The 25,334-nt window shown below is 39.8% G+C and carries 18 protein-coding genes; 10 read left to right on the forward strand and 8 right to left on the reverse strand.

Annotated features, from left to right (window positions below; translation table 11 throughout):
* Positions 1–282 precede the first annotated feature (282 nt).
* Positions 283–1,017, reverse strand: coding sequence for an ABC transporter permease (locus tag P3T75_RS00425; RefSeq protein ID WP_282461925.1), 735 nt, complete (start codon positions 1,015–1,017; stop codon positions 283–285).
* Positions 1,014–1,721: an ABC transporter ATP-binding protein gene (locus P3T75_RS00430; RefSeq protein ID WP_282461926.1), complete on the reverse strand. Its 708-nt coding sequence runs from the start codon at positions 1,719–1,721 to the stop codon at positions 1,014–1,016. The genes P3T75_RS00425 and P3T75_RS00430 overlap by 4 nt, the downstream gene beginning before the upstream one ends.
* A 103-nt stretch (positions 1,722–1,824) precedes the next feature.
* Between P3T75_RS00430 and P3T75_RS00435 the strand changes: the two genes are divergently transcribed.
* The 4 genes from P3T75_RS00435 to P3T75_RS00450 all read left to right on the forward strand — a co-directional run bounded on the left by P3T75_RS00435 (position 1,825) and on the right by P3T75_RS00450 (position 4,639).
* The gene (locus P3T75_RS00435) at positions 1,825–2,568 is read left to right on the forward strand and encodes a polysaccharide deacetylase family protein (protein ID WP_282461927.1); all 744 of its coding nucleotides are present in this window, start codon (positions 1,825–1,827) and stop codon (positions 2,566–2,568) included.
* On the forward strand, positions 2,568–3,536 hold the full coding sequence (locus tag P3T75_RS00440) for an ABC transporter substrate-binding protein (RefSeq protein WP_282461928.1): 969 nt from the start codon (positions 2,568–2,570) through the stop codon (positions 3,534–3,536). Before P3T75_RS00435 ends, P3T75_RS00440 begins: the two co-directional genes overlap by 1 nt.
* A gap of 156 nt (positions 3,537–3,692) precedes the next feature.
* Positions 3,693–4,004, forward strand: coding sequence for a PadR family transcriptional regulator (locus P3T75_RS00445; RefSeq protein ID WP_282461929.1), 312 nt, complete (start codon positions 3,693–3,695; stop codon positions 4,002–4,004).
* Positions 4,004–4,639, forward strand: coding sequence for a DUF2812 domain-containing protein (locus P3T75_RS00450; RefSeq protein ID WP_282461930.1), 636 nt, complete (start codon positions 4,004–4,006; stop codon positions 4,637–4,639). Before P3T75_RS00445 ends, P3T75_RS00450 begins: the two co-directional genes overlap by 1 nt.
* Positions 4,640–4,746: 107 nt before the next feature.
* Here P3T75_RS00450 and P3T75_RS00455 read toward each other — a convergent pair whose 3' ends face one another.
* From P3T75_RS00455 to P3T75_RS00470, 4 genes are all read right to left on the reverse strand, one after another.
* Entirely contained in the window at positions 4,747–5,733 is a 987-nt protein-coding gene (locus P3T75_RS00455) for a polyprenyl synthetase family protein (protein WP_271856804.1), read from the reverse strand.
* An 81-nt stretch (positions 5,734–5,814) separates the two neighbouring features.
* On the reverse strand, positions 5,815–6,363 hold the full coding sequence (locus P3T75_RS00460) for a Gx transporter family protein (protein ID WP_206903183.1): 549 nt from the start codon (positions 6,361–6,363) through the stop codon (positions 5,815–5,817).
* A gap of 16 nt (positions 6,364–6,379) precedes the next feature.
* Entirely contained in the window at positions 6,380–6,799 is a 420-nt protein-coding gene (locus P3T75_RS00465) for a NusG domain II-containing protein (protein ID WP_230711189.1), read from the reverse strand.
* Positions 6,800–7,247: 448 nt separating this feature from the next.
* Positions 7,248–9,275, reverse strand: coding sequence for an NAD(P)/FAD-dependent oxidoreductase (locus P3T75_RS00470; protein ID WP_206903185.1), 2,028 nt, complete (start codon positions 9,273–9,275; stop codon positions 7,248–7,250).
* Between the two features lie 260 nt (positions 9,276–9,535).
* Here P3T75_RS00470 and P3T75_RS00475 point away from each other — a divergent pair, with 260 nt between their 5' ends.
* The 4 genes from P3T75_RS00475 (at position 9,536) to menA (ending at position 14,806) form a co-directional block, all read left to right on the forward strand.
* On the forward strand, positions 9,536–10,690 hold the full coding sequence (locus P3T75_RS00475) for a peptidoglycan-binding protein (protein WP_282461931.1): 1,155 nt from the start codon (positions 9,536–9,538) through the stop codon (positions 10,688–10,690).
* 351 nt (positions 10,691–11,041) lie between these two features.
* Positions 11,042–11,977 carry an extracellular electron transfer flavoprotein PplA gene (pplA, locus tag P3T75_RS00480; RefSeq protein WP_230711187.1) on the forward strand — a complete coding sequence of 312 codons (936 nt, stop codon included), beginning with the start codon at positions 11,042–11,044 and terminating at the stop codon, positions 11,975–11,977.
* Between the two features lie 638 nt (positions 11,978–12,615).
* Positions 12,616–13,698, forward strand: coding sequence for an FAD:protein FMN transferase (locus tag P3T75_RS00485; protein WP_282461932.1), 1,083 nt, complete (start codon positions 12,616–12,618; stop codon positions 13,696–13,698).
* A 151-nt stretch (positions 13,699–13,849) separates the two neighbouring features.
* The gene (menA, locus tag P3T75_RS00490) at positions 13,850–14,806 is read left to right on the forward strand and encodes a 1,4-dihydroxy-2-naphthoate polyprenyltransferase (RefSeq protein WP_282461933.1); all 957 of its coding nucleotides are present in this window, start codon (positions 13,850–13,852) and stop codon (positions 14,804–14,806) included.
* A gap of 144 nt (positions 14,807–14,950) precedes the next feature.
* Here the strand turns inward: menA and P3T75_RS00495 are convergent, their stop codons facing one another.
* Positions 14,951–15,913, reverse strand: coding sequence for a biotin--[acetyl-CoA-carboxylase] ligase (locus P3T75_RS00495; protein WP_206903190.1), 963 nt, complete (start codon positions 15,911–15,913; stop codon positions 14,951–14,953).
* A gap of 924 nt (positions 15,914–16,837) precedes the next feature.
* Here P3T75_RS00495 and rpoB point away from each other — a divergent pair.
* Positions 16,838–20,452 carry a DNA-directed RNA polymerase subunit beta gene (gene rpoB / locus P3T75_RS00500; protein WP_230711185.1) on the forward strand — a complete coding sequence of 1,205 codons (3,615 nt, stop codon included), beginning with the start codon at positions 16,838–16,840 and terminating at the stop codon, positions 20,450–20,452.
* Between the two features lie 123 nt (positions 20,453–20,575).
* The gene (rpoC, locus tag P3T75_RS00505; protein ID WP_277988641.1) at positions 20,576–24,226 is read left to right on the forward strand and encodes a DNA-directed RNA polymerase subunit beta'; all 3,651 of its coding nucleotides are present in this window, start codon (positions 20,576–20,578) and stop codon (positions 24,224–24,226) included.
* 300 nt (positions 24,227–24,526) lie between these two features.
* Here the strand turns inward: rpoC and P3T75_RS00510 are convergent, their stop codons facing one another.
* Positions 24,527–25,243 (reverse strand): prepilin peptidase, encoded by a 717-nt coding sequence (locus tag P3T75_RS00510; protein ID WP_282461934.1) that lies wholly within the window; start codon positions 25,241–25,243, stop codon positions 24,527–24,529.
* Between the last annotated feature and the right edge of the window lie 91 nt (positions 25,244–25,334).

Consider the following 25,334-nt stretch of genomic DNA (forward strand, 5'->3'; position numbering starts at 1 on the left):
CCTCTCGTTTTAAAAAGAAATTCGCTTGGAGAACAAAGCGAAATTTTGGGAGCACCAAGTAAGAACACGCAACATCAAGGCTATAAACGTTGTGTTTTCTAGTTATTCCCTAAGTTTCCGCCTCAATGCTAGAGGTCTAAACGAGTTTGCAAAGCTTTTTTTAATCTAGCTTTTCGCACTAGCCCTCTGCGACATTAAGGTAAAATCTGGCGAAATTTGAAGAGCAATTTAGCCAGTTTCCCCCTTAATGCTAGCGGGCTAAACGAGTTTGCAAAGCTTTTTTTAATAGCGGAACTTTTCTTCTAGTAGGTCCAATAAAAGGAATAATATGCCGCCTAATAATGCGATACAAAAAATGCCGGCAAACATTTCGGAGTAGGCCATTTTGGTCCATGCGCTTAAAATCAAATAGCCTAGGCCGTATTCTGTGGCATAATTTTCGGCAAAGAATAAAGACGCTAAGGCAATGCCGATACTGACCCGTAAGCTGGTTAAGAGGCTTGGGATTAAGGCGGGCAAAATCAAATAATAAATCTGCTGTAAAAAATTTGCATGAAAGTTCGTCATCGTCTTTTGGAAGTTGGCTGGAATTTGGTGAACGCCATCGCGAATGGAGACGATTACCTGCAGTAAAATAATCGCAAAGAGCAAGAGTACCTTCGAAAAATTCCCCAAGCCCCAAAACAGCATAAAAATCGGCAAGAAAGCGACTTTTGGTAGCGGGTATAAAAAATAGATGAAAGGGGCTAAGATGCGATTGGCTCCTTTAGATAAGCCCAATACAATCCCCATAGGAACACCGACTAAAAGGGCCAACGCTAAAGCAGTCAACACCCGTAAAAAACTCGCACCACTGTGAAGCAGCAGCATTTTTTTCAAGGCCCAAAAAGTCGGCCAAGTAGCAAGGGGCGTTGGAATGGCGTGATTTTTCGTAATTAGGGCTAATAGTTGCCACAACAAAAGATACATAATTCCACCCAGCAGCAGTTGACTTACGTGTTGTCGTAATGTTTTCATTGTCGCACCTCTGCTCTTAAAGCAATGCAAAATTCATAAAAGGCCAAACTTTCCCGTCGATTTTTAGTGGTAGCGGCAAATGTTGGGTTATCCATGACGATGAGTTGGGCATCTTTGACAATTAAAATAGTTTCACCCAAAAAGGCAGCTTCTTCAATATCGTGGGTTACGACTAACAGACTGTTTTGGCGTCTTTGTTGTTGGGCGATGAGTAAATCTTGAATTTTTTCTTTACTTTGGGAGTCCAAAGAAGAAGTGGGTTCATCCAGTAATAAAAATTGCGGGTTAAGGGCCAAGCCTTGTGCAATGGCAACTCGTTGTAGTTGTCCGCCGCTTAAAGCTTTCGGCCGTTTATCTTTTAAGTCGGTAAGTTGCAACTCCCTTAAAAGCTGTGTTACTTGTTGGTTGCGTTTGTCTTTTTTTTCGTGGGCTAATTTTAAGGGTAAGTTTACGGCAGCGGCAACAGTTAACCAAGGAAAAATTTGATTATTTTGAAAGACGGTCATAATCGTGTCTTCATCTTTTGTAAGGGTGCCGTCAGTTGGGGCTAAAAAACCTTGCAACAGCTGCAATAAAGTAGTTTTGCCGCTGCCAGAAGGGCCAATGACTGCATAGCGGTGATAATTTTTAAAACGATAATTTAGGTTTGTGAAAATAGTTTGTTTTCCATAATGGAAGGAAACATTGTTTAAGGTAATAGGCATGCTATAGGTATCCTTTTCTAAGTAGTTTGTGCAGCTTTTTTCAAACCTTGTGTTATACTAATGGAGGTTTTCAATGAAAGACAGCTTTTAAGGAGAGAAAAAAATGTTTACAACTTTAGTGTTTCACGAAATCCGACCACTTGCTGAGATAAAAGCGGGGATGCGCCCGATTCAAGTAGCAGATGGCTACGCCGATTCACTGCCGTTGCCTTTATACAATGATTTAGACAGTTTTACAGCCCAAATCGATTACTTAATCGCACAGCAGTATCATTTTTTAACATTGGCAGAAGTGGCAGCCTTTTATGCCGGAAAGTTTAATCTGCCCAAAAAAAGTATTTTGTTAACTTTTGATGATTGTTACCAATCGCAACTGCGCTATGCTTATCCTATTTTACAACAACGCAAACTGACGGCGGTCTCATTTGTGCCAACTGGTTGGATCTTTGCAAGGCCTAGTTTATATGCGCCGGAAGTTTCTCGTCCGGTGAGTTTCCCAGAACTATTGGGCATGGCAGATGTTTTTACTTATGCCAATCATACCCATCATTTTCACCAACGTAAAGGGACAACTGCTTCTAGAGCGATGTGGGAAAGTGAAACTGATTTTATTTTAGATTTAAAAAAGTGTAATCAATTTGTACCAGTGAAGGATGTTTTTGCTTATCCATTTGGGCTCTACGATGAAAAAAACGTAGCAACTCTGGCCAAAGAGGGCTTTAAACTAGCCTTTACCACCATTAAAGGCAGAAATGAAAAAGAGACAAATCCGTTGGAATTGCGCCGCAATGTGGTGCCGGCACAATTACCTTTAGCAGCATTTAAAGAAATCGTGGGGGAAAAATAATGAAAAAAATAGCGGCGAGTTTATTGGTTGTACTCAGTGTTTTAAGTTTAGCGGCTTGTGGTCAAAACAATACCCAAACAACGCCAACAACAACGACGAAGACAGCTGAAAAAGTAACTGGAAAAACAATTAATATGGGGATTTTACCAGCAGAATCGGCTATCCCGATTATTTTGGCACAAGAAAAAGGCTTCTTCAAAGAAGCTGGAACCAATGTCGCAATTAAATCCTTTGCTTCACCAAACGATCGCAATGTTGCCGTTCAATCCAAACAGCTAGACGGCACAATTAGTGATGTTATGACCGAAGCAACTTTTAAGAAAAACGGAATCGATATGAAAATTACTTCCGGTATTTTGGAAGATTTTAAAGTGTTGGCTTCCCCCCAATCCAAAATTACGGAGATGAAGGGCTTAGCGGGAAAAAAAGTCACTTTAGTTCCTAATTTTATTTTGGAATATATTATGGACGACTTTGCTAAAAAAGACGGCTTTACTTATGAAGTTGTCAATATTCCCTCATTTTCTGCCCGCTCAGAGGCGTTATTAAATGGCCAAGTGGACGGTGCGGTTTATACTGAGCCCCAAGCCAGCATGTTGGCTAAACAAGGCGCAAAAATTTTAGGTAGTTCTAAAGAGGCGAAAATTAACGGCGGTACGTTGCAATTTACCGATGCCATTTTAAAAGAACGTCCCCAAGATATTACTGCTTTTTATCAAGGTTATAATCAAGCTATCGATTATATGAATCAACACAAAGCCAGTGAATATGCGAATATTTTAACCAAATATCAATTCCCAGAAGCTATGAGTACGTATTTGGATAAGCAGCAAAAAGATTATCCTCATGCGCAAAAAGTACCTAAAGAACAATTTGATGCCATTATCAAATGGGCCAAAGATAAAAAGCAAATTGATGAAAATTATAGTTATACTGCATTAACAGACTTTAATCATTTAACAAAATAGTCGCTGAAAATTGCTATTTTGTAGCAATTGATTAAAAAGTCCCCAAAATTTCTTCTCAGAAAAGAAATTTTGGGGCTTTTTTTTCTTGCCTATTATACAGTTGTACTATATAGTTTAACTATACAGTTTGACTATATAAAAACAGGGAGCACTTTTATGAAAACAGATCAATTACCATTAACGGAAACGATTTTTTATCTGCTGCTGGTATTTTCCGAACCGACTTATGGTTATTTGGCGATTAAAAAAATTGAAGAATTAAGTATGGGCAACGTCCGGATTGCAGCAGGGACGATGTATGGCGCGATCGAAAATTTGTTGAAGGCCGAGATGATTATCCAAGTATCGCCGATACAAGAGCGCAGAAAGATTTACCACATCACAGAATATGGGCGCAATATTTTGACAGATGAAGTGAATCGGATGAGGCACTGTACACAGATTTTTGAAGAAATGGGGGAAAAATAATGAATCGCACAATTACAAAATTTCGGCTATTTTTTTCGCTAGAAAAAGAAGAAGTCTGGCTTAACCGCAAGTTAGCACAAGGATTTCAGCTATTTGACATCACCGGCAGCGGGATTTTTTATCACTTTAAAAAAGTCAAGGATACCGACAAAGTAATTCAATTTGATTATCGTAAGTTTACAAACAAAGAGGACTTTACCGATTATCTGCAATTTATGACCGATGCTGGCTGGGAGCATATTTATGGTCGTTACGACAGTGGTACCCAGTATTTTATCAGTGATCGCAGCCAAAATTTGCAATTATTTTCAGATGTTTCCTCTCTGATTGAACGGGAAAAGCGAATTCGCAAGGGTGTCTTTGGCTCTTTGTCTTTTCTAGTCCCAATTTATGTGGCGCTATTTATGAGTAGCACTGACCTTTCTGTGTTGTGGCACCCACAAAAAGAATTTCTAACACCAGGTCTCTGGCAGAAAACGGGTAGTGAGTTTTGGCGCGCTTTTTTCTTTGAATTACCTTTTGCTTTGATGCGGATTTTGAATCATTTGGTAGTGCCGATTATTTTCTTGTTCATTCTTGCGGTCTTCCTTAATTCTTATTGGCGCATGCAGCGGTATAAGAAATTGGTGTATTAGTGAAACATTACAGGTCCAAAAAAACGACGTTAAAGTTCAAGGACGGTCTCTTTTCATTAGAGATAGTCCTTGAATTTTTAGCGTCGTTTTTTGGTAAAAAATGCCGTCTAATTGTTCCGTTCTAATATCGTCTGGGTTAAACGTAAAAGTGTCTCTTTGGTGTTTAAGTCATTTTCGGGCAACTTGTGAATCCCTTTTAGCGCTTTATCGGTGTAATCTTTTGCGTAGGCTTTTGCTTTTGCTACGCCGCCATATTCATGGACATATTGATAAAGCTGTTCAACTTCTGTATCGGTAATTTCAGCTTTTTTTTCTAAAAGCGGTAGTAATTTTTGTGGTGCTTTTTGTAAGGCCAATAATAAAGGAAGGGAGTATACGCCTTGGCGCACGTCTTCTAGGACCGGTTTTCCAATCTCGGTGGCATTTTTAGAATAATCTAAGATGTCATCGATGATTTGAAAAGCCATGCCGATATTTTGACCGATATCACCACATTGTTTGGCAAAACGCTCCCCAGTACCACTTTCTAAAGCCCCAACAAAACAACTTAGGGAAAATAGTTCAGCCGTTTTTCCAGAAATATTTTCCAAATATTCGGCAATGGATACATCGGTCGCATAACGGGTGTCCATTTGTCCGAGTTCTCCGTTTAAGATTTTTTCCATACTACGGGAGTTGATTTGCAAGCTGCGCATGGAACTAGCGTAGTCTGCCATTAATTTAAAACAGCAGACAAAGAGAAAATCACCAGCATAAACAGCCACAGCATTGCCAAATTCAGAGCGGATAGTTTGAAGTCCGCGGCGCAAATCAGCTTCATCGACAATGTCATCGTGGACTAACGTTGCTGTGTGCAACATTTCAATTGAAGCAGCCAAAGAGACAGCTTTCTTGCGGTCTTGTTCGGGCCCAAATTGTGAAAAAAGTAATTGATAAGCAGGGCGCAATAGCTTGCCGCCGGAGTGAATCATGCTTAAAATTGCTGTTGCAACAGGTTTGTTTTTTAACTTGATAGAATCTTCCATCAGCGTCAAAGTTTGACGCAATTCAGGTTGTAAGACAGGATAGTCCTGCCACAGTGGATGTAACTTCATAAAATTCTCCTTTAGGTTTTAAAAGGTGCATAAGGTTCTTTTCCCTTTTATTTCCAACAATTGACACAAAAGATCAGCGTATTAGCGCCAACTTTGTTTTGTTTGATGTTCATAGGCAATTTGGAATTTTTGCAATGTTTGCACCCGCTGCAATAAAAAGTTTGCAGCAATACCAATGGCAATTCCAGATAAGATACCAAAAAACGAAAGAATCGGCAGGTACAACATGACCGTCCAAGATTGGGCAATAAAAGAAGCTGTTAAAAGCTGCCCAACATTGTGCATGAAGCCGCCGGCGGCACTAATGCCGATGATGCTGATGCGTTTTGGTCCCAAAATGCGTAAGCAGGCCATCGCAAAATAGCTTAGCATAGCACCGCTCATACTATAAAGAAAAGTTGAAAGTGTGCCGCCTAATAAAGTAGTTAAAATTAGGCGCATCCAAACTAGAGTAAAGCTGTCTTTTTTGGGCATGGTGAAAAGAGAAATAATGGTAATTAAATTTGCTAAGCCCAGTTTGGCACCAGGGGCAAAGGCAAAGGGGTAAGGAATCATATTTTCAATTAAGCCAATGACTACACCTTGTGCAACCAAAAGCGCAATATAAATCATTTTTTGTGTACGACTCATTTTTTGGGACGTCTAATTAATAAATTAAATCGTCGCCGTCACCTCCTGAACTTTGGCCTTGTACCTCAATGACCAGTTTATGAGGCAAACAGACAATCGTCTCGCCATTTTTTTTGGCCCAGCCCCGCCGCACACAGACCTGATCGCCGCAATTTGCTTCTTTGATACGGATTTTGTCGTCTTTTACCTCGATTAAATTATAATCTCCATCAGGATCTTCGTAACGATACGTCTCAATTTGTCCTTTAAAAAGTTTAAAGGTCTTGATCTCTTTGCCGTCAACCCGCAAAACCGCTACTTTGGTCGTAACAGGAGCATCTGTTTGCTGCAAGCCAAAAATAAGGGTCGGGATAAAAGAAGCAATAATCAAAATAATAACGATGATAAAATCCCAGGGTTTTAATTTACTGGCTTTAATAAATTCTTTTAGTTTCAAAAAGGTCACCTTTCTAAGTCTTAAAGGGTTACAAACGTGTGCTAAAAAACATTTGAATACAAAGTTAGTGTAATTTTTTCGAAAGCGTGAAAGGTCACCTTCCGCTTTTTGATCTAGCAGTTAAAACGAACTTCCTACGGCATTAAGCTGAAATTTCAAGAAATTTGAAAAACAATTTATTAAAATTTTATCTTAATGCTTGGAAGTAAACCGAGTTTTATCGCTTTTCTTTTGTCTAGCTTCAGGTGTCAACACTTTAAGAAAAATTCAAAAACTCGATTCTGGTAAAAAGCATACCAGAATACAAGTTCCTGATATTTTTTTAAGAGCTAACCGTCACCTTCCGCTTTTCTTTTGTCCTTTATTTTACCATAGGAACTTGGTTGGTAACTAAGAAAAGACCCAGACAAAAACTGCCCGGGTCTTTTTTACATGCCTAACAGCAAGTTTATTTTTGATTGTAAAGAGATTTCGGCTTGCCGTACCACCAGCCGCCTAGTTTTTTCTGAATCCATGGGATTACCCAACGGTCTAAACCGACTGCGCGACCAGAGCCGTTCATTAAGGCAAAGGCAACCGGGATGAACCAGATGTTAACCCAGTAGAACATACCAGACATACAGAACATGGCAACTAAGATGATTGTTGTACCACTCATTAACCAAGTGAACAAACCAGCCATTAAACAAAGTGCAATTCCGATTTCAACGAAGACCATCATTTTTTGGAAGAACATCGCAACGTCCATATTTGGCATCATCACTTTCATGATGCTGCTGAACCAGTCAGGCGCTTTGTCTAAAACAGCCATTGGTTGTTCGCCGTAACCGTAGCTTAAGCCAAAGTGGGCTGCATGTGCCGCAGCTTCTGCACCACCAGATGAAGCTGCATTTGTTGCTGCGTCGGCTGCACCAGAAGAAACAGTTGCAGAAGCACCACCGACAGCGTCGGCTACGCTTGAAGCAGTCGTTGCCGCGGTAGCCGAAGCACCAGAAGCAGCGTCAGCACCAGAAGATGCGGTTGTCGCAGCTTCTTTAGCATATTCCCAAGTCCAAGGGAAGACAGAGTTACCTGTAAACCAAGAACCTTCACCAAACCAAGTAGATGGTTTTAATACTTCGCCGTTTCCGACGATTTTTTTGAAGGCTTCAATAAACCAAACTAAACCGTAGAAAACGCGTAATGGGACACTCCACAAAACATTGCCGTAACGAGAAGAATGACCTCGTGTTACGTTGCGGTCGTCTTTGATGTGGAAGAATTCGTGCATCATGTATTGGAACATATAATAGCCAGAACGAATATCAAAGAAGTATTTCAAGTTGACGATGTGTTTCATAATGATTGCTAAGAAACCACTTAAATGGATTTTGCCGAATAATTCCGCAACGCCCCATTTCGCACCAACAGAAACCATGAATCCTTGATAGTTACTCTTGAATTTATGTTTTTGACCGTCACCTTTAATAGCAGATACTACGTTTGCTGCCGCACAGTGACCGGTTTGTTCAGCCGCTTGTACGATTTGCGGTGTTGGTGTATTTGGTTGTTCTTCATAGTAAACCAAATCCCCAATAATATAGATGTTTTTATCTTCGTAGCCTTTTGCTTCCATATATTCATTGGCAACTAAACGGTTACCACGAGCTGCTTCTAAACCAAAGTCAGCTGCGTCAGAGGTTGCTTTAACACCGGCTGTCCAAATTAAAGTGTGAGTTGGAATAGTAGAGCCGTCTTTTAATTTAATATGATCTGCGTCAACTTCAACGATTGGTGCATTTAAAACAAGTTCAACATTTTTCTTTTCCAAGTAACGAACAGCTTTGTTGGCATCGTTACGATTTAACATATTTAAAATTGTTGGCATTGCTTCAACAACTTTTAATGTAAATTCGCTTTTATCTAATTTGTAGTCTTCAGCTAAGCGGTCTTTCCAGTCCACTAATTCACCGATCATTTCAATTCCGGTAAAACCAGAACCACAGACAACAAATGTCAACATTGCTTTACGTTTTGTAGCATCAGGTTCAATTGCTGCTTTGGCAACGGTGTGTTCAATGTGTTCGCGAATGCGGACAGAATCTTCAAAAGACCACAGTGTGAAGCCGTGTTCTTTGACACCAGGGGTACCAAAATCATTTGGTTCGCCACCCATACCAATTACTAAGTGATCAAATGGATAGCTGCCAGCTTGTGTTTTGACAACTTTTTGATCTTTGTCGATACCAACTACAGTATCTGTTACTAATTTGACGTTCTTCTTACGGGCAAACAAGCGTTGTAAGTCATATTGAATAGCAGTTGGTTCCACGCGGCCGCCGGCAACTTCGTGTAGTTCTGTCATCATGGTGTGATAAGAATGACGATCGATTAATGTGATTTCCACATCATCTTTCTTCAATTTCTTGGCCATGAATTTAGTAGCGGCTACACCTGCGTAACCCGCACCCACAACGACAATGTTTTTCTTTGTCATTGAAAATCGCTCCTTAAAATATAAAAATAGTATGATAATTATTACACAATCCACACCATTATACAGACTTGTTCGCCATTTGTCTATTCTAAAAACTTCATTAGAATGAGGTTTTTCGCTGAAAATGAGCTTGTGAACATAGACCATTATTGTGAATTTTTCTCAAAGCTGTAAACGTTTGACTTTTACGTCGCTTTAATTACAATGTAATGTGCATCACATGCTTGTCACGTGAGAAGAATATGAAAAGGGGAAATACCATGTTAAACAAAAAATTAGTAGCAGGGTTTACAGTCTTGACGTTTTCTGCCTTAGTATTAGGCGCTTGCAGTCCAGACAAAAAAGATGATAGCGCGGCTAGTTCATCTGCTAAAACAGAACAAACAACAGCTTCATCCAGCAAAGCGGCAAATGCTGACGTTAAAATTGTCGATGGTAAAACAGAAAATGCAGAAGTTCCTGGAGCAGGTACAATTGTTATGCGTCAATTATACACAGCCCCTCACGGAGACAAATCATTTGCAGTTGTCAATGTAACATTAGATGGCGACAAAATTCTTTCCGCCCGGATGGATGAATTCCAATACGTTGAAAAAGGTGACGACTGGACTGGCGTGCCAAATTCAGACGGCAAATTGGGAGAAAACTTCCCGAAAGGTAATATTTTAGTTGCAAAAGAAGAAAACAGCAAAGCATACTCTGCTATGATGAAAGATCATGGTGGCGCAACGCAAACTTGGGATGCTAGCATGACAGCAATCACAAACTTTGTTAAAGGTAAAACAGTTGCAGAAGTAGAAAAAGCTGTTAAAGATTTAGAAGCACAAGGCAAAGATGCAAAAGTTGCCGATGTTGTTTCTGGGGCAACGTTTGCTGATACTAAAGGTTACTTGCAATCAATCGTAGATGCTGCTAAATCAGGTATGGTTTCGGTTGGCGAAAAAACAAGCAACACTGATTTGAAAGAAGCGATGATTTTAGCTGCTCCTCATGGCGATCAATCATTTGCTACTGTAACAGTTGCTTTAGACGGTGACAAAGTAGCTGCAACCTTTGTTGATGAATTCCAATATGTTGATCCAGCAGACTTCGGTGGCGTGCCAAACTCAAATGCTGCATTTGGTGAAGGCATTAAAGACAACTTGGTTTTAGGTTCTAAATATGCTAACAATGAAGCATACTCTGCTATGATGAAAGACCATGCAAAAGCTACACAAACATGGGAAGAAAATATTCACGCCGTTGATGCCTTTGCAAAAGGTAAAACAGTGGCAGAATTAGAAAAAGCTGTTAGCGACTTGAAAGGTCAAGGCGAAGACGGTAAAGTTTCTGACGTTGTTTCCGGTGCGACATTTGCTGATACAGCGGGTTACTTACAAGGAATTATCGACGCTGCTAAAAAAGCTGCAGAATAATTTTTATTAAAAAATTTTTGAACTTCCGGTCTTTTACGACTGGAAGTTTTTTTGTGAAAAAAAGGAGGGGCAATGCTTTTTCAAATAAAAACACAAAAAGAACAATAGTTGTCAGAACACAGCTTTGCCAGTTTTTAGAAAAAGAAAAAGATGGCAGTTTTTCATGTGAAATTTTTTTCAAAATGAAACGAAATTAAGAAAAATGGCGAATCGAAGATACAATAACAGGCTTTGTGAATCGTTAACAATCATGGAAACGTTTGACTTTTATGTAAGATTAATTACAATGTAATATGTATCACATGCTTAGTATGTGACAAGAATAAGTGAAATGAAGAGGGGAAATACAAAATGAAATCAAAAAAATTAGTAGCGGGTTTTACAGTCTTGGCGTTTTCTGCTTTAGTGTTAGGCGCATGTAGTGCAGACAAAAAAGATGATAGCGCAGCAAGCTCATCTGCTAAAACAGAACAAACAACAGCTTCATCTTCAGCAGCAAAAGAAGAAGCAGCTAAAGTTATCGCTGGCGGCGAAATGAAAGACGGTACTTACAAGTTAGAAGAAAAGAACTATTCAAACGGCTACCGTGCAACTTTTGAAATTACTGTAAAAGACGGTAAAATTACTGAATCTAAATACGATAACATCAATGAAGCTGGCAAATCAAAAACTGAAGATGCTGACTACAACAAACAAATGAAAGACAAAGCTGGTATCTCACCAGAAGAATTTATTCCTAAATTCAACGAAGAATTAGTTGCAGCACAAGATCCATCAAGCATGGACGTTGTTACAGGCGCGACACATTCATTTGAATCTTTCCAAAACTATGCACAACAATTAATCCAAGCTGCTCAAGCTGGTAAAACAGATACAATTGAAATTGACAATGGTGCAGAACTTAAAGACGGCACATATGCATTGAAAGAAAAAAATGACAAAAACGGCTACCACGTTGACTTTTCAATCGTAGTTAAAGACGGTAAAATTACTGAATCTAAATACGATAACTTAAACGCAGACGGCAAATCTAAAAAAGATGACGCTGACTACGAAAAGAATATGAAAGACAAATCTGGCGTTGGTCCTAAAGAATATATCGAAGACTTAAACAAAAACTTCTTAGCTGCAATGGGCAAAGAAGACGGTTCACCTGCTGATATGGACGTTGTAACTGGTGCAACTCACAGCTCACATACATTCATCATCTACGCTGAACAATTAATCAATGCCGCTGAAAAAGGCGACACAACTCCAATCGAAGTTGACAACATTGTAACTGAATAATCTATCACCTGATGAAATCCCGGCTGCTTTTTTTAGCAGTCGGGATTTTTGCGACTTCAACTAGGCGTTTTTCTGCCGTAGTTGAATCGTAAGCGTGACGAGGAAAAATTTTTCAAACTTTGAAAAAAATACCGAAGATGCGAGTTAGCAGCGACTTCAACTAGGCGCTCTCTGCCATAGTTGAATCGTAAGCGTGACGAGAAAAAATTTTTTAAACTTTGAAAAAAATACTGAAGATGCGAGCTAGTAGCGGCTTCAACTAGGCGTTTTTCTGCCGTAGAAAAATCCTAAGGGAAAGTAAAATGGTCACTGGTCAAGTTTAACTATATTTCTACTTTTTTTGATTATAAAATAATGAAAGCTGTTAGAAATGCCACTTTGGTTAAAAGAAAGTGATAGTTTTCATTTTTTGCTAATGTAACGGAAACCATTGTGAAAAAAATGGATAAAATAGTTATTAACTTTGACGGATCACAGCTTTTTCCAACGGCTTAATTTGCACAAAGGAATTTTTATTTTATTTTGTTATTTCATTTTCTTAAAAAAATGAAATATTCCGCTTTTTTTATAAGCTTGTGACTTTGCAAACAAGTTAAAAACCGCTATGATGTAAACGTTGATTTTAAGGAGGAAGGAACATGAAAAAATATTGGCGCCTGCTGTTTATTGCCTTTATCGGCATTTTCTTTTTAGCTGCTTGTGGCAAAGGCGACAGCGAGAAAAAGACGGCAAAATTACGAGAAGAACCTTATTACCAGGAAAAATTTTTAATGGGAACCTACGTTAGAATTCGCGTTTACGACGAAGGGAAAGAAGACGCGATGAAACCGGCTTTTGATCGGGTAAAAGAATTAGCTGACAAGATCACCATTAATCAAAAAGGATCAGAAATTGATGCGATTAATGAAAACGCCGGGATTAAACCGGTGAAAGTAACTTCGGATATGTATTACTTGTTAAAAGAAGCCTACAAATATAGTGAAGAAACAGATGAAGCCTTTAATATGACCATCGGTGCGATCACGCAATTGTGGCGGATCGGCTTTGACGATGCCAGAAAACCAGCCCAAAGCGAAATCGATGCCGCTTTGAAAAAAATTGATTTTCATAAAGTGAAATTCAACGACCAAAATCAAACGGTTTATTTGGAAGAAAAAGGAATGATCATCGACCTTGGTGCGATCGCCAAAGGCTATATTACAGATGAAGTAGTAAAAGTTTTACAAGATAAAGGTGTAACGTCTGCTATTGTTGACCTTGGCGGGAACGTTTATGTTTTAGGTCATAGCAACCGTGGCCAAAAAGATCCGTGGAATGTCGGTATTCAAGATCCTAATAAGAGCCGTGGCTCCATTGTCGGCAGTATCAAAGAAAAGAATCGGACGATTGTAACGTCTGGTATTTATGAGCGCTTCTTGGAAGTGGATGGTAAAAAATATCACCACATTTTTGATTCTAAAACAGGTTACCCTTATGATAACGATATTGCTGGAGTATCTATTATTACGAATAAATCCATTGACGGCGATGCCTTATCAACTTCTGTATTTGCTATGGGAGTTAAAGAAGGGTTGAAATTTATTGAAGAACATGAAAAAGGCAGCGATGCAATTTTTGTTACCAAAGACGATAAAATTTATGTGACCGACGGAATTAAAGATAATTTCAAAATTGGGAAAGACTCTGGTTATACCATGGGAAATCGTAGTGAATTAAAATAAAAAGGCGGGGCGGTTCTAAACGCGTTTAGTTACAGGTGATAAGCCAAAATTTTGCACCAGTTTTCTAAAATTAGGAAAATTGCGGCTAAATTTGGCTTATTATTTTGAATTGTTTATTGCCGCCTTTGAGATGGAAAAAGGAGTTTGTGGTATGTCTTTAAAAGTATTTTTGGAAATCGTGGAGATTAAGACTAAAATTGCCAGTGTTTTCCCCTTCTTAGTTGGGGCACTGTTTTCAGCTACGTTTTATCATTCCTTTCATTTTGGTTATACGCTATTATTTTTTATTGCCATGTTAATTTTTGATATGACGACAACGGCAATTAACAATTATATGGACTTTGAAAAAGCCCATTCACAAACCTATAAGTTTAACGAAAATGTGATTGGGCGGGAAAATGTGTCGCCTAAATTGGTGCGACAAATGATTGTAGGAATGATTTTAACCGCTGCTCTTTTAGGTTTTATTCTAGCCTATCAAACAGGCTGGTTATTGCTCGTGTTAGGTTTGGTGTGCTGTTTTATCGGCATTTTTTACACCTATGGCCCAGTACCGTTATCCCGGATGCCATTGGGAGAAATTTTCAGTGGTGTAACAATGGGATTGGGGATTACTGCTATGGTAGTTTATATCAATACCATGAGTAGCAACGTGATGTATTTAAGCGTTGATTTTGCGAGCGGTAAGTTTTCCTTTGACGGAAATTTCTGGCTGATTGCAGCGCTAGTTTTAGCTGCAATACCTTTAATTTGTACGATTGCCAATATCATGTTGGCAAATAATTTGCGAGATTTGGAAACAGATATTAAAAACCATCGCTATACTTTGGTTTATTACATTGGCCGCGAGCACGGAATTCACTTGTTTTCGTATTTGATGTATGCCAGTTACGTGGCAATTTTGGTCGGTGTGTTACTGCAAATCTTCTCTTGGCCACTGCTTTTGGTCTTTTTAACTTTGCCAAAGATCCGCCAAAATTTAATTGCCCACAAAAAAGAATTGCCTGCACCCCATAGTTTTGTTTATTCCTTGAAAAACATGGTGCTCTTTAATAGTGCCTATGTTATCTGCCTAGGCTTATCTTTAATCTGGCAATTGCTACGCTAACAGATAAAATCCAACCAAATAAACGCCCATCAAAGCAGACTAGAAATTTCTAGGAGGACTTTGATGGGCGTTTTTTATGTCAAAATAAATATGCGTTACTTTCACAAAAAAAGTTAGTGCTCTTTTTAACTGAACTTTTCTGCCTTATTTGCCAATGGAGCTGAGACTGATCTCGCCAGAGTTTAAGGTGAAGGTTTGTTGTGGCGTAGCTACGACTAGCTGGCCTTCATCGGTAATATCTTTAGCAATACCGGAATACGTTTTTCCGCCCTGCGTAAAGCTGACATTTTGCCCCAAAACAAAGGAGCGCTTGCGATACTCAGTTAAGAAATCTTGCTTGGGTAATTGCGCTAATAGGTCAAAAAAGTGCCGCCAAATTTCATTGATTAATTGATTACGTTCAAAAGGTGGCGTACCCCCTTCGGCAAAAAGAGAAGTGGCTTTTTGTTGCAGGTCACTTGGAAAATCTTTTTGTGGAATGGCAAAGTTAAAGCCCATACCGATAATCACGTGGGAAATAATGCCAGACTCAAAATCGCTTTGGGCTTCTGAAAGGATGCCGCAAATTTTACGCCCCTCCAAATAAATATCGTTGACCCATTTAATTTGTGGTTTGCGGGTTGTTAATTTTTCAATCGCCTGGCAAACAGCCACAGCCGCCAAAACGGTATACTGGGGTAATTCCGCAAAAGATTGGTTAGGAGTTAGTAATAAACTCATGTAAATGCCTTCGCCTTTTTGCGCGAAAAATGGGCGGTTAAAGCGGCCGTGCGCCGCTGTCTGCATATCGGCTACGACTAAAAAGGGTGCTTTAATACCACTAACTTGGGCAAGTTTGGCATCTTTCATCGTCGATTCCGAGATGTCTTTTGTCGCCACTGCTAAATCAGGTAAACCAGCGGCAATGGCTACATCATCCAAGCGATCTTGTGGTAAATAACGGTAACCTGTTTTTAAATGCTCAAAAGTATAACCGACTTTTTCCAATTCTTTAATTGCTTTCCAGACAGCAGTACGGGAAATAGCTAATTCTTGGGCAATTTTTTCTCCGGATAAAGTGGCGTTATTTTGTTTTAAAAGTTGTAATACGCGGTCTTTTGTCGTCAAGAAAAAACCTCCTATCTATTTTTATGGTCATATAAAAGATAAAGGATTAATGCTAAAAAAGAAACAAAAAGACAGCCAATTCGTATTAATAAAATCGTTGGGGACTCAAAATGCCGGTGATTCAGCACTTGGCTGAAGAAAAATAATAATAATAGCAGCAAAACGGCTAAAATTATTTTGTGGCGGTCCCACTTAATAAAAAAGGCAGCAATAATTAGAAAAAGTAGCACCGGTACCCAAAAAATGAGGCCGCTAATTTTCTCCATACAAAACACTCCAAATAAAAGATTCAATTTTTTGCTGTAAAGCCAGACAGCTTCAGCTTAATGCCAAAAGACTAACCGAGTTCATTTGGCTTTCCTATTGTGTTAGCTTCATGAACTAACTTTCTACGGCTTTAAGTTAAAACTTCAAAAAATTTGAAAAACAATTTATTGAACTTCCACCTTAAAGCTTGCAAGTTGACCAAGTTCATTTGGCTTTCCTATTGAACTATATTTTTTTGTAGAAAGTCACGAAAAAATTGTTAATAATTGAACAAGAGCGGCTAAGTTTTTTCAAAGGAAAAGAATTTGTTTCACCATTTTGAAAAGAATCAAATGAAAGAATGAATCTTTAACAAACTATTAAGCAAAGCCGTCAGCGCTGGGAGAAACCATTGACAAAATGGTATTTGGTCTGTATAATCGACAGAGCAAAAACTATCTGATGAAAAGAAGGAAGCAGGAACGATCTATTGTCCGTTTCGGCTTTGCCATAGGAAAACAAAAGTAGAAAGGTCAATTTGAACGTTCTATCTTTTGGTTTTTTTTATGCCCAAAAGCCGCAAAAAATGCTTTTTGTTACGAAAGTTTAATATTTGTAATCTTTTTGTAACGAAAGTTGGATAGCCTTTTTGAAAGAAATTTTTGAGGGGTGAAGAGCTTGGCTGGACACGTAGTAAAATACGGGAAACATCGCGAACGTAGAAGTTACGCTAGAATCAGTGAAGTATTGGAATTACCGAATTTGATCGAAATTCAAACCGACTCTTACCAATGGTTTTTAGATGAAGGTTTACGTGAGATGTTTGAAGACATCTTACCAATTGATGATTTTAACGGTAATTTGTCACTGGAATTTGTTGATTACGACTTGAAGGAACCAAAATACACAGTTGAAGAAGCTCGCGCGCATGATGCAAACTATTCTGCGCCACTACATGTTACTTTGCGTTTGACAAACCGGGAAACTGGCGAAATTAAATCACAAGAAGTTTTCTTCGGTGATTTCCCATTGATGACCGAACAAGGTACATTCATCATCAACGGTGCTGAACGGGTTATCGTATCACAGTTGGTACGTTCACCAGGTGTTTATTTCCACGGTAAAGTAGATAAAAATGGTAAAGAAGGCTTTGGTTCAACTGTTATTCCTAACCGTGGTGCATGGTTGGAAATGGAAACAGACGCCAAAGATATTTCCTATGTACGGATTGACCGCACACGTAAAATTCCATTAACAGTATTGGTTCGGGCGTTAGGTTTTGGCTCCGACGATACAATTCTTGAAATTTTTGGCGAAAGCTTATCATTACGCAACACAATCGAAAAAGACTTGCATAAAAACGCAAGTGATTCTCGTACTGAAGAAGGCTTAAAAGATATTTACGAACGACTACGTCCAGGAGAACCAAAAACTGCGGACAGTTCTCGTAACCTTTTGAATGCCCGCTTCTTTGATCCAAAACGTTACGACCTTGCTAATGTCGGTCGTTACAAAGTAAACAAAAAATTAGACCTTAAAACACGTCTATTGAACTTAACGTTAGCTGAAACTTTGGTTGATCCTGAAACAGGTGAAATCATCGTTGAAAAAGGCACTGTTTTGTCTCACCAAGAAATGGACAAATTAGCACCTTTCTTAGATAACGGTTTGAATGCTGTTACGTATTATCCTTCAGAAGATGGTGTCGTGACAGAACCAATGACAGTTCAAGTGATTAAAGTATTTTCACCAAAAGATCCAGAACGAGAAGTTAACGTAATCGGTAACGGCTATCCTGACGCTTCTGTGAAAACAGTTCGCCCTGCAGATATCATTGCTGCTATGAGCTACTTCTTCAACTTAATGGAAAGTATCGGCAATGTTGACGATATCGACCACTTAGGTAACCGTCGGATTCGCTCCGTTGGTGAATTATTACAAAACCAATTCCGTATCGGTTTAGCCCGGATGGAACGTGTGGTAAGAGAACGGATGTCTATTCAAGACACTGAAACGCTAACACCACAACAATTAATCAATATTCGTCCAGTTGTGGCAAGTATCAAAGAATTCTTTGGTTCTTCTCAGTTGTCACAGTTCATGGACCAAACAAACCCATTAGGTGAGTTAACCCACAAACGTCGTCTATCAGCCTTAGGGCCTGGTGGTTTGACACGGGATCGTGCCGGCTATGAAGTTCGAGACGTTCACTATTCTCACTATGGTCGTATGTGTCCAATTGAAACGCCTGAAGGTCCAAACATCGGGTTGATCAATAGTTTGGCATCATACGCAAAAGTAAATAAATATGGCTTTATTGAAACACCATATCGTCGTGTGGACCGTGCGACTGGCCGTGTAACGGATCAAATCGACTATTTAACAGCCGACATTGAAGACCATTACGTGGTTGCCCAAGCAAACAGCCCATTAAATGAAGATGGTAGTTTCAAAGAAGAATTAGTGATGGCCCGTGCAACTTCTGAAAACTTAGAAGTAACGATTGATAAAATTGATTACATGGACGTATCGCCAAAACAAGTAGTTGCAGTTGCGACTGCATGTATTCCTTTCTTAGAAAACGATGACTCCAACCGTGCCTTGATGGGTGCCAACATGCAGCGTCAAGCTGTGCCGTTGATTAACCCTAAATCACCATGGGTTGGGACTGGGATGGAATATAAATCAGCTCATGACTCAGGTGCTGCTTTATTATGTAAAAACCCAGGTGTCGTTGAATTTTGTGATGCATCTGAAATTCGTGTTCGTCGTGAAGACGGGGCATTAGATGTCTACTCTGTTACAAAATTCCGTCGTTCAAACTCAGGTACTAGCTACAACCAACGCCCATTAGTAAAACTAGGGGAAGAAGTTGAAAAAGGCGATATCCTAGCTGACGGACCTTCCATGGAAAACGGGGAAATGGCCTTAGGACAAAACGTTTTAATTGGTTTCATGACTTGGGAAGGTTACAACTACGAAGATGCCATCATCATGAGCCGTCGTTTGGTTAAAGATGATGTTTATACTTCGATTCATATTGAAGAATACGAATCAGAAGCTCGTGATACAAAATTAGGACCTGAAGAAATTACCCGCGAAATTCCAAACGTTGGGGAAGATGCATTGAAGAACTTGGACGAAATGGGGATTATCCGCATTGGTGCCGAAGTAAAAGACGGCGACTTATTAGTTGGTAAAGTAACGCCAAAAGGTGTAACGGAATTATCAGCTGAAGAACGTCTATTACATGCTATCTTCGGTGAAAAAGCCCGCGAAGTTCGCGACACTTCTCTTCGTGTTCCTCACGGCGGTGGCGGTATCGTCCACGACGTGAAAATCTTTACCCGTGAAGCTGGCGACGAATTATCACCAGGGGTTAATATGTTAGTGCGCGTTTACATCGTGCAAAAACGTAAGATCCATGAAGGGGATAAAATGGCCGGTCGTCACGGTAATAAAGGGGTTGTATCCCGGATTATGCCAGAAGAAGATATGCCATATCTTCCAGATGGTACACCAATTGACGTGATGTTGAATCCTTTAGGGGTGCCATCACGGATGAACATCGGACAAGTGTTGGAATTACACTTAGGAATGGCTGCCCGTCAATTAGGTATTCATGTTGCAACACCAGTCTTTGATGGTGCAAATGATGAAGACGTTTGGGCAACTGTTAAAGAAGCAGGTATGGCAAGTGATGCCAAAACGGTTCTTTACGATGGCCGTACTGGTGAACCATTTGATGGTCGTATCTCCGTTGGGGTTATGTACATGATTAAACTAGCCCACATGGTTGACGATAAATTGCATGCCCGTTCAATTGGACCTTACTCACTTGTTACCCAACAACCATTGGGTGGTAAAGCGCAGTTTGGTGGACAACGTTTCGGGGAAATGGAAGTTTGGGCACTGGAAGCTTACGGTGCAGCTTACACCTTGCAAGAAATCTTGACTTATAAATCAGATGACGTTGTAGGTCGTGTGAAAACATACGAAGCAATCGTTAAAGGTGAACCAATTCCAAAACCTGGTGTACCAGAATCCTTCCGCGTATTAGTGAAAGAATTACAATCATTAGGTTTAGATATGCGCGTCCTTGATATCGAAGATGAAGAAATTGAACTTCGTGACATGGATGACGATGATGATGATTTAATTACAGTAGATGCTTTGACGAAATTCGCCGAACAACAATCTGCTAAAGAAGTTGAACAGGCAGCTGCCGCTGAAGAAAAAACTGCAGAAGAAGATTTGAATCAAGAAATCGAAACTGCCGAAGACGTTGAATAAGCTTTAATTTAACGGAGCATTTGGCACTTTTCAGTCATAGACTGTCAAGTGTCAAAACTCCCTTAAAAGCTTACGTTTATATTCAGTTGCAACCCGCTAGAAATGAAATGGAGGGAACCCCTTTTGATCGATGTAAATAAATTCGAAAGCATGCAAATAGGTCTGGCATCTCCTGAGAAAATCAGAAGCTGGTCATACGGGGAAGTTAAAAAACCTGAGACCATCAACTACCGCACGCTAAAACCGGAACGGGAAGGTTTGTTTGACGAACGCATCTTCGGTCCTACTAAAGACTGGGAATGTGCTTGTGGTAAATACAAACGCATCCGTTACAAAGGCATCGTCTGTGACCGGTGTGGCGTGGAAGTAACACGCTCAAAAGTACGTCGTGAACGTATGGGTCACATTGAATTAGCTGCTCCGGTTTCACATATTTGGTATTTCAAAGGTATCCCATCACGGATGGGCTTAGTTTTAGACATGAGCCCACGGGCATTGGAAGAAGTTATTTACTTCGCTTCTTATGTCGTAATCGATCCAGGCGATACTTCACTAGAGAAAAAACAATTATTGACTGAAAGAGAATACCGTGAAAAACGGGAACAATACGGTCAAACATTCACTGCTGCGATGGGGGCTGAAGCAATTAAACAATTGTTAGACAGCGTTGACTTAGACGGCGAAGCAGCTGAATTAAAAGAAGAATTAAAAACAGCTTCTGGTCAAAAACGGACACGGGCAATCCGCCGTTTGGATATTTTAGAAGCATTCCGAAAATCTGGCAACAAACCAAGCTGGATGGTTATGGATGTTATTCCTGTAATCCCGCCAGACTTACGTCCAATGGTGCAATTAGAAGGTGGCCGTTTTGCAACGAGTGACTTAAATGACTTGTACCGTCGTGTGATTAACCGTAACAACCGGTTAAAACGTTTATTGGACTTAAATGCACCATCTATTATCGTACAAAATGAAAAACGGATGTTACAAGAAGCCGTTGATGCATTGATTGATAATGGTCGTCGTGGCCGTCCTGTGACAGGACCAGGTAACCGCCCATTGAAATCACTTTCTCACATGTTGAAAGGGAAACAAGGTCGTTTCCGTCAAAACTTGCTAGGAAAACGTGTTGACTATTCTGGTCGTTCCGTTATCGTTGTTGGACCTTTCTTAAAAATGTATCAATGTGGTTTGCCAAAAGAAATGGCAATCGAATTGTTTAAACCATTTGTTATGAAAGAATTAGTCCAAAGAGAAATCGCTTCAAACATCAAAAATGCAAAACGTAAAATCGAACGCATGGAAGATGAAGTTTGGGACGTTTTAGAAGACGTCATCAAAGAACATCCAGTTCTATTGAACCGGGCACCTACTTTGCACAGATTAGGTATCCAAGCCTTTGAACCAGTCTTAGTTGAAGGTCGCGCAATCCGCTTGCACCCATTAGTGTGTGAAGCCTACAATGCCGATTTCGATGGGGACCAAATGGCTGTTCACGTACCGTTAAATGACGAAGCGCAAGCAGAAGCGCGGATGTTAATGTTAGCGGCACAAAACATCTTAAATCCAAAAGATGGTAAACCAGTTGTAACCCCTTCTCAAGATATGGTCTTAGGGAACTACTATTTGACGATGGAAGAAGATGGCCGTGAAGGTGAAGGTATGATCTTCCGCGATATGGATGAAGCTGTAACTGCATGGCGCAATGGCTATGTGCATTTACACTCTCGGATTGCGGTTAACCCAAGAACTCTAGGGGACAAACCATTCACTGAAGAACAAAAAAATCGTTTGATGGTAACGACGGTTGGTAAAGTTATTTTTAACTCCATTATGCCACCAGAATTCCCTTACCTAAACGAACCAACTGATTTCAACTTGACAATCCAAACGCCTGACAAGTACTTTGTTGAAGCAGGAACAGATATTCCAAGTTTCATCAAAGAACAAGAGCTCGTTGGACCATTCAAGAAGAAAAACTTAGGAAATATCATTGCAGAAGTCTTCAAACGTTTCAAAGTTACAGAAACTTCTAAAATGTTGGACCGCATGAAAGACTTAGGTTACAAACACTCTACTCATGCCGGTATCACTGTGGGGATCGCTGATATCATGGTTTTATCTGAAAAACATGACATCATTGAAAATGCCCACAAACAAGTAGAAACAATCACTAAACAATTCCGTCGTGGTTTGATTACAGATGATGAACGGTATGAACGCGTTATTGGTGTTTGGAATGCAGCCAAAGATGAAATCCAACAAAAATTGATGGAATCTTTAGATGCGAAAAACCCAATCTTCATGATGAGTGACTCTGGAGCCCGTGGTAACATCTCCAACTTTACGCAGCTTGCTGGTATGCGTGGTTTGATGGCCGCTCCAAATGGTCGTATCATGGAATTGCCAATCATCTCAAACTTCCGTGAAGGACTTTCTGTCTTGGAAATGTTTATCTCTACTCACGGTGCACGTAAAGGGATGACCGATACCGCCTTGAAGACTGCCGATTCCGGTTATCTTACACGTCGTTTGGTTGACGTGGCTCAAGATGTTATCATTCGTGAAGAAGACTGTGGTACCGATCGTGGTTTAGATATCAGCGCAATTCGCGAAGGCAACGAAATCATCGAATCCTTGGAAGAACGCTTAGTAGGACGTTATACACATAAATCTGTCGTAAATCCTGAAACGGGCGAATTAATTCTTGGTTCTGATGACTTAATCACCGAAGATATTGCACGTCAAATCGTGGATGCTGGGATTGAAACTGTTTCAATTCGCTCTGTCTTCACATGTAATACAAAACATGGTGTATGTAAACATTGTTATGGTCGTAACTTGGCAACAGGTGCTGAAGTTGAAGTTGGTGAAGCAGTTGGTACAATCGCTGCCCAATCAATCGGTGAACCAGGTACTCAGTTGACCATGCGTACATTCCATACCGGTGGGGTTGCCGGGGACGATATTACCCAAGGTTTACCTCGTGTCCAAGAAATTTTTGAAGCCCGTAATCCAAAAGGGCAAGCTGTCATCACTGAAGTTACAGGTGAAGTCATTGAAATCGCTGAAGATGCTGCAACACGCAGTAAAGAAGTGACAATCAAAGGTACGACCGATACACGGACCTACACTGTTCCGTATACAGCACGCATGAAAGTGACAGAAGGAGATTACATCCATCGTGGTGCACCTCTAACTGAAGGTTCTATCGATCCAAAACAATTGTTACAAGTTCGCGATGTTTTATCCGTTGAAAACTACCTATTACGGGAAGTACAACGTGTTTACCGTATGCAAGGGGTAGAAATCGGTGACAAACATATCGAAGTTATGGTTCGTCAAATGTTGCGTAAAGTTCGCGTAATGGACCCAGGTGATACTGAAATTTTACCAGGTACATTATTAGACATTGCCGACTTTAAAGACCAAAACTACAACACATTGGTTGCTGGTGGCGTACCTGCGACATCTCGTCCAGTGTTACTAGGGATTACAAAAGCATCATTGGAAACAAATAGTTTCTTATCTGCTGCGTCATTCCAAGAAACAACACGGGTGTTAACAGACGCTGCAATCCGTGGTAAACGTGACCCATTACTAGGCTTGAAAGAAAATGTTATCATCGGGAAAATCATTCCTGCTGGTACTGGTATGGCACGTTACCGCAATATGGAACCAAAAGAAGTTACGGTTGCTTCTGAAAATGTGTATAGCATTTCAGACATCGAAGCCCAAATGGCGGCAGAAGATGCCTTAAACAACCAAGACTAATGCGTTAGTATTAAAAGTCGCGGCAGAACGCTTGCGAAAATGCCGTTTATTTTTGGAAATGAGTCAGGACAAAATTTTTGTCCTGGCTCATTTTTTTTTGACTATAAGAAAAGTAGGGATTGTCGTAGGAATAAATTATCTTTTTTTCTAAGCCTGTTTGTACCGCAAGAAAATAGGCAGGATAAATAAACCTTAGCCAAATCAGAAATTTAGCAGCTAGGTGTAGGATTTTTATAATCAATTTTTTGAAAATGAAGTTAAATTATGGAATTTTCAAAGTCACAAGGTTAAAAGATGCCGTCAAGGGAACTCCCATGCTAAAATAAAGAGAGCATGTATCGTTTTGTTAAAGTGTAGGACGAGGAAAAGCCCACAGCTTAAAAAAGGGATAAAGGGCAATCTGTCGCTATTTTTTTGCAGTATTTTTGCTACGATAAAGTACAAAAGTCCGAAACTACTGCTAAGAAAAAGCAGCATAGAAAATTGCCAGAAAGATAACCAAGGGCTCCACGCCAGCAATAATAAAAGGTCACCAACCCCCAATTTATCACGGTAGTAATAACTAAAAAGCGCGGCAAATAGGAGACAATAAAGGAATGTCTGCCAATGAAAAGGCATCTTTAAATAAGACTGCCCAAGCCATAGCACAAGACTTGTTACCAAGAAGGTACTGGTTTCTAAAATTTTGAAATAGTAGTCGGAAATACTCAAAAGCCAAGCAGAATATAGCCAAAAACAAGTGATGATCGGGTTTGCCGGCGAATAATTTAAGCATAAAGTAAAGAGCAGTCCGCAAGTAATTTCTGCAATAAGGTAATCCAAGGGAATTTTTGTTTGACAGTGACGACAGCGTCCTTTTTGTAAGAGAAAGCTTAACAGTGGAATCAATTCCAACCAGCTAAGACGCGTGTTACACGCCTCGCAATGAGAGGGAGGAAAAAGTGAGCTATTTTTAGGCAGACGCGTCGCGAGAAGATAACCAAAAGAGCCAAAGCAACAGCCAATAATAAAAGTCATAACCATTCTCCTTTCAAAATAAATTACGCAAAAAATATGTAACTTATTTATGAAAAAATATATGATTTCATCAAAGCAAAAATTTTGTTTT

Origin of the sequence: Enterococcus montenegrensis (assembly GCF_029983095.1) — a bacterium.
Lineage (GTDB): Bacteria > Bacillota > Bacilli > Lactobacillales > Enterococcaceae > Enterococcus_C > Enterococcus_C montenegrensis.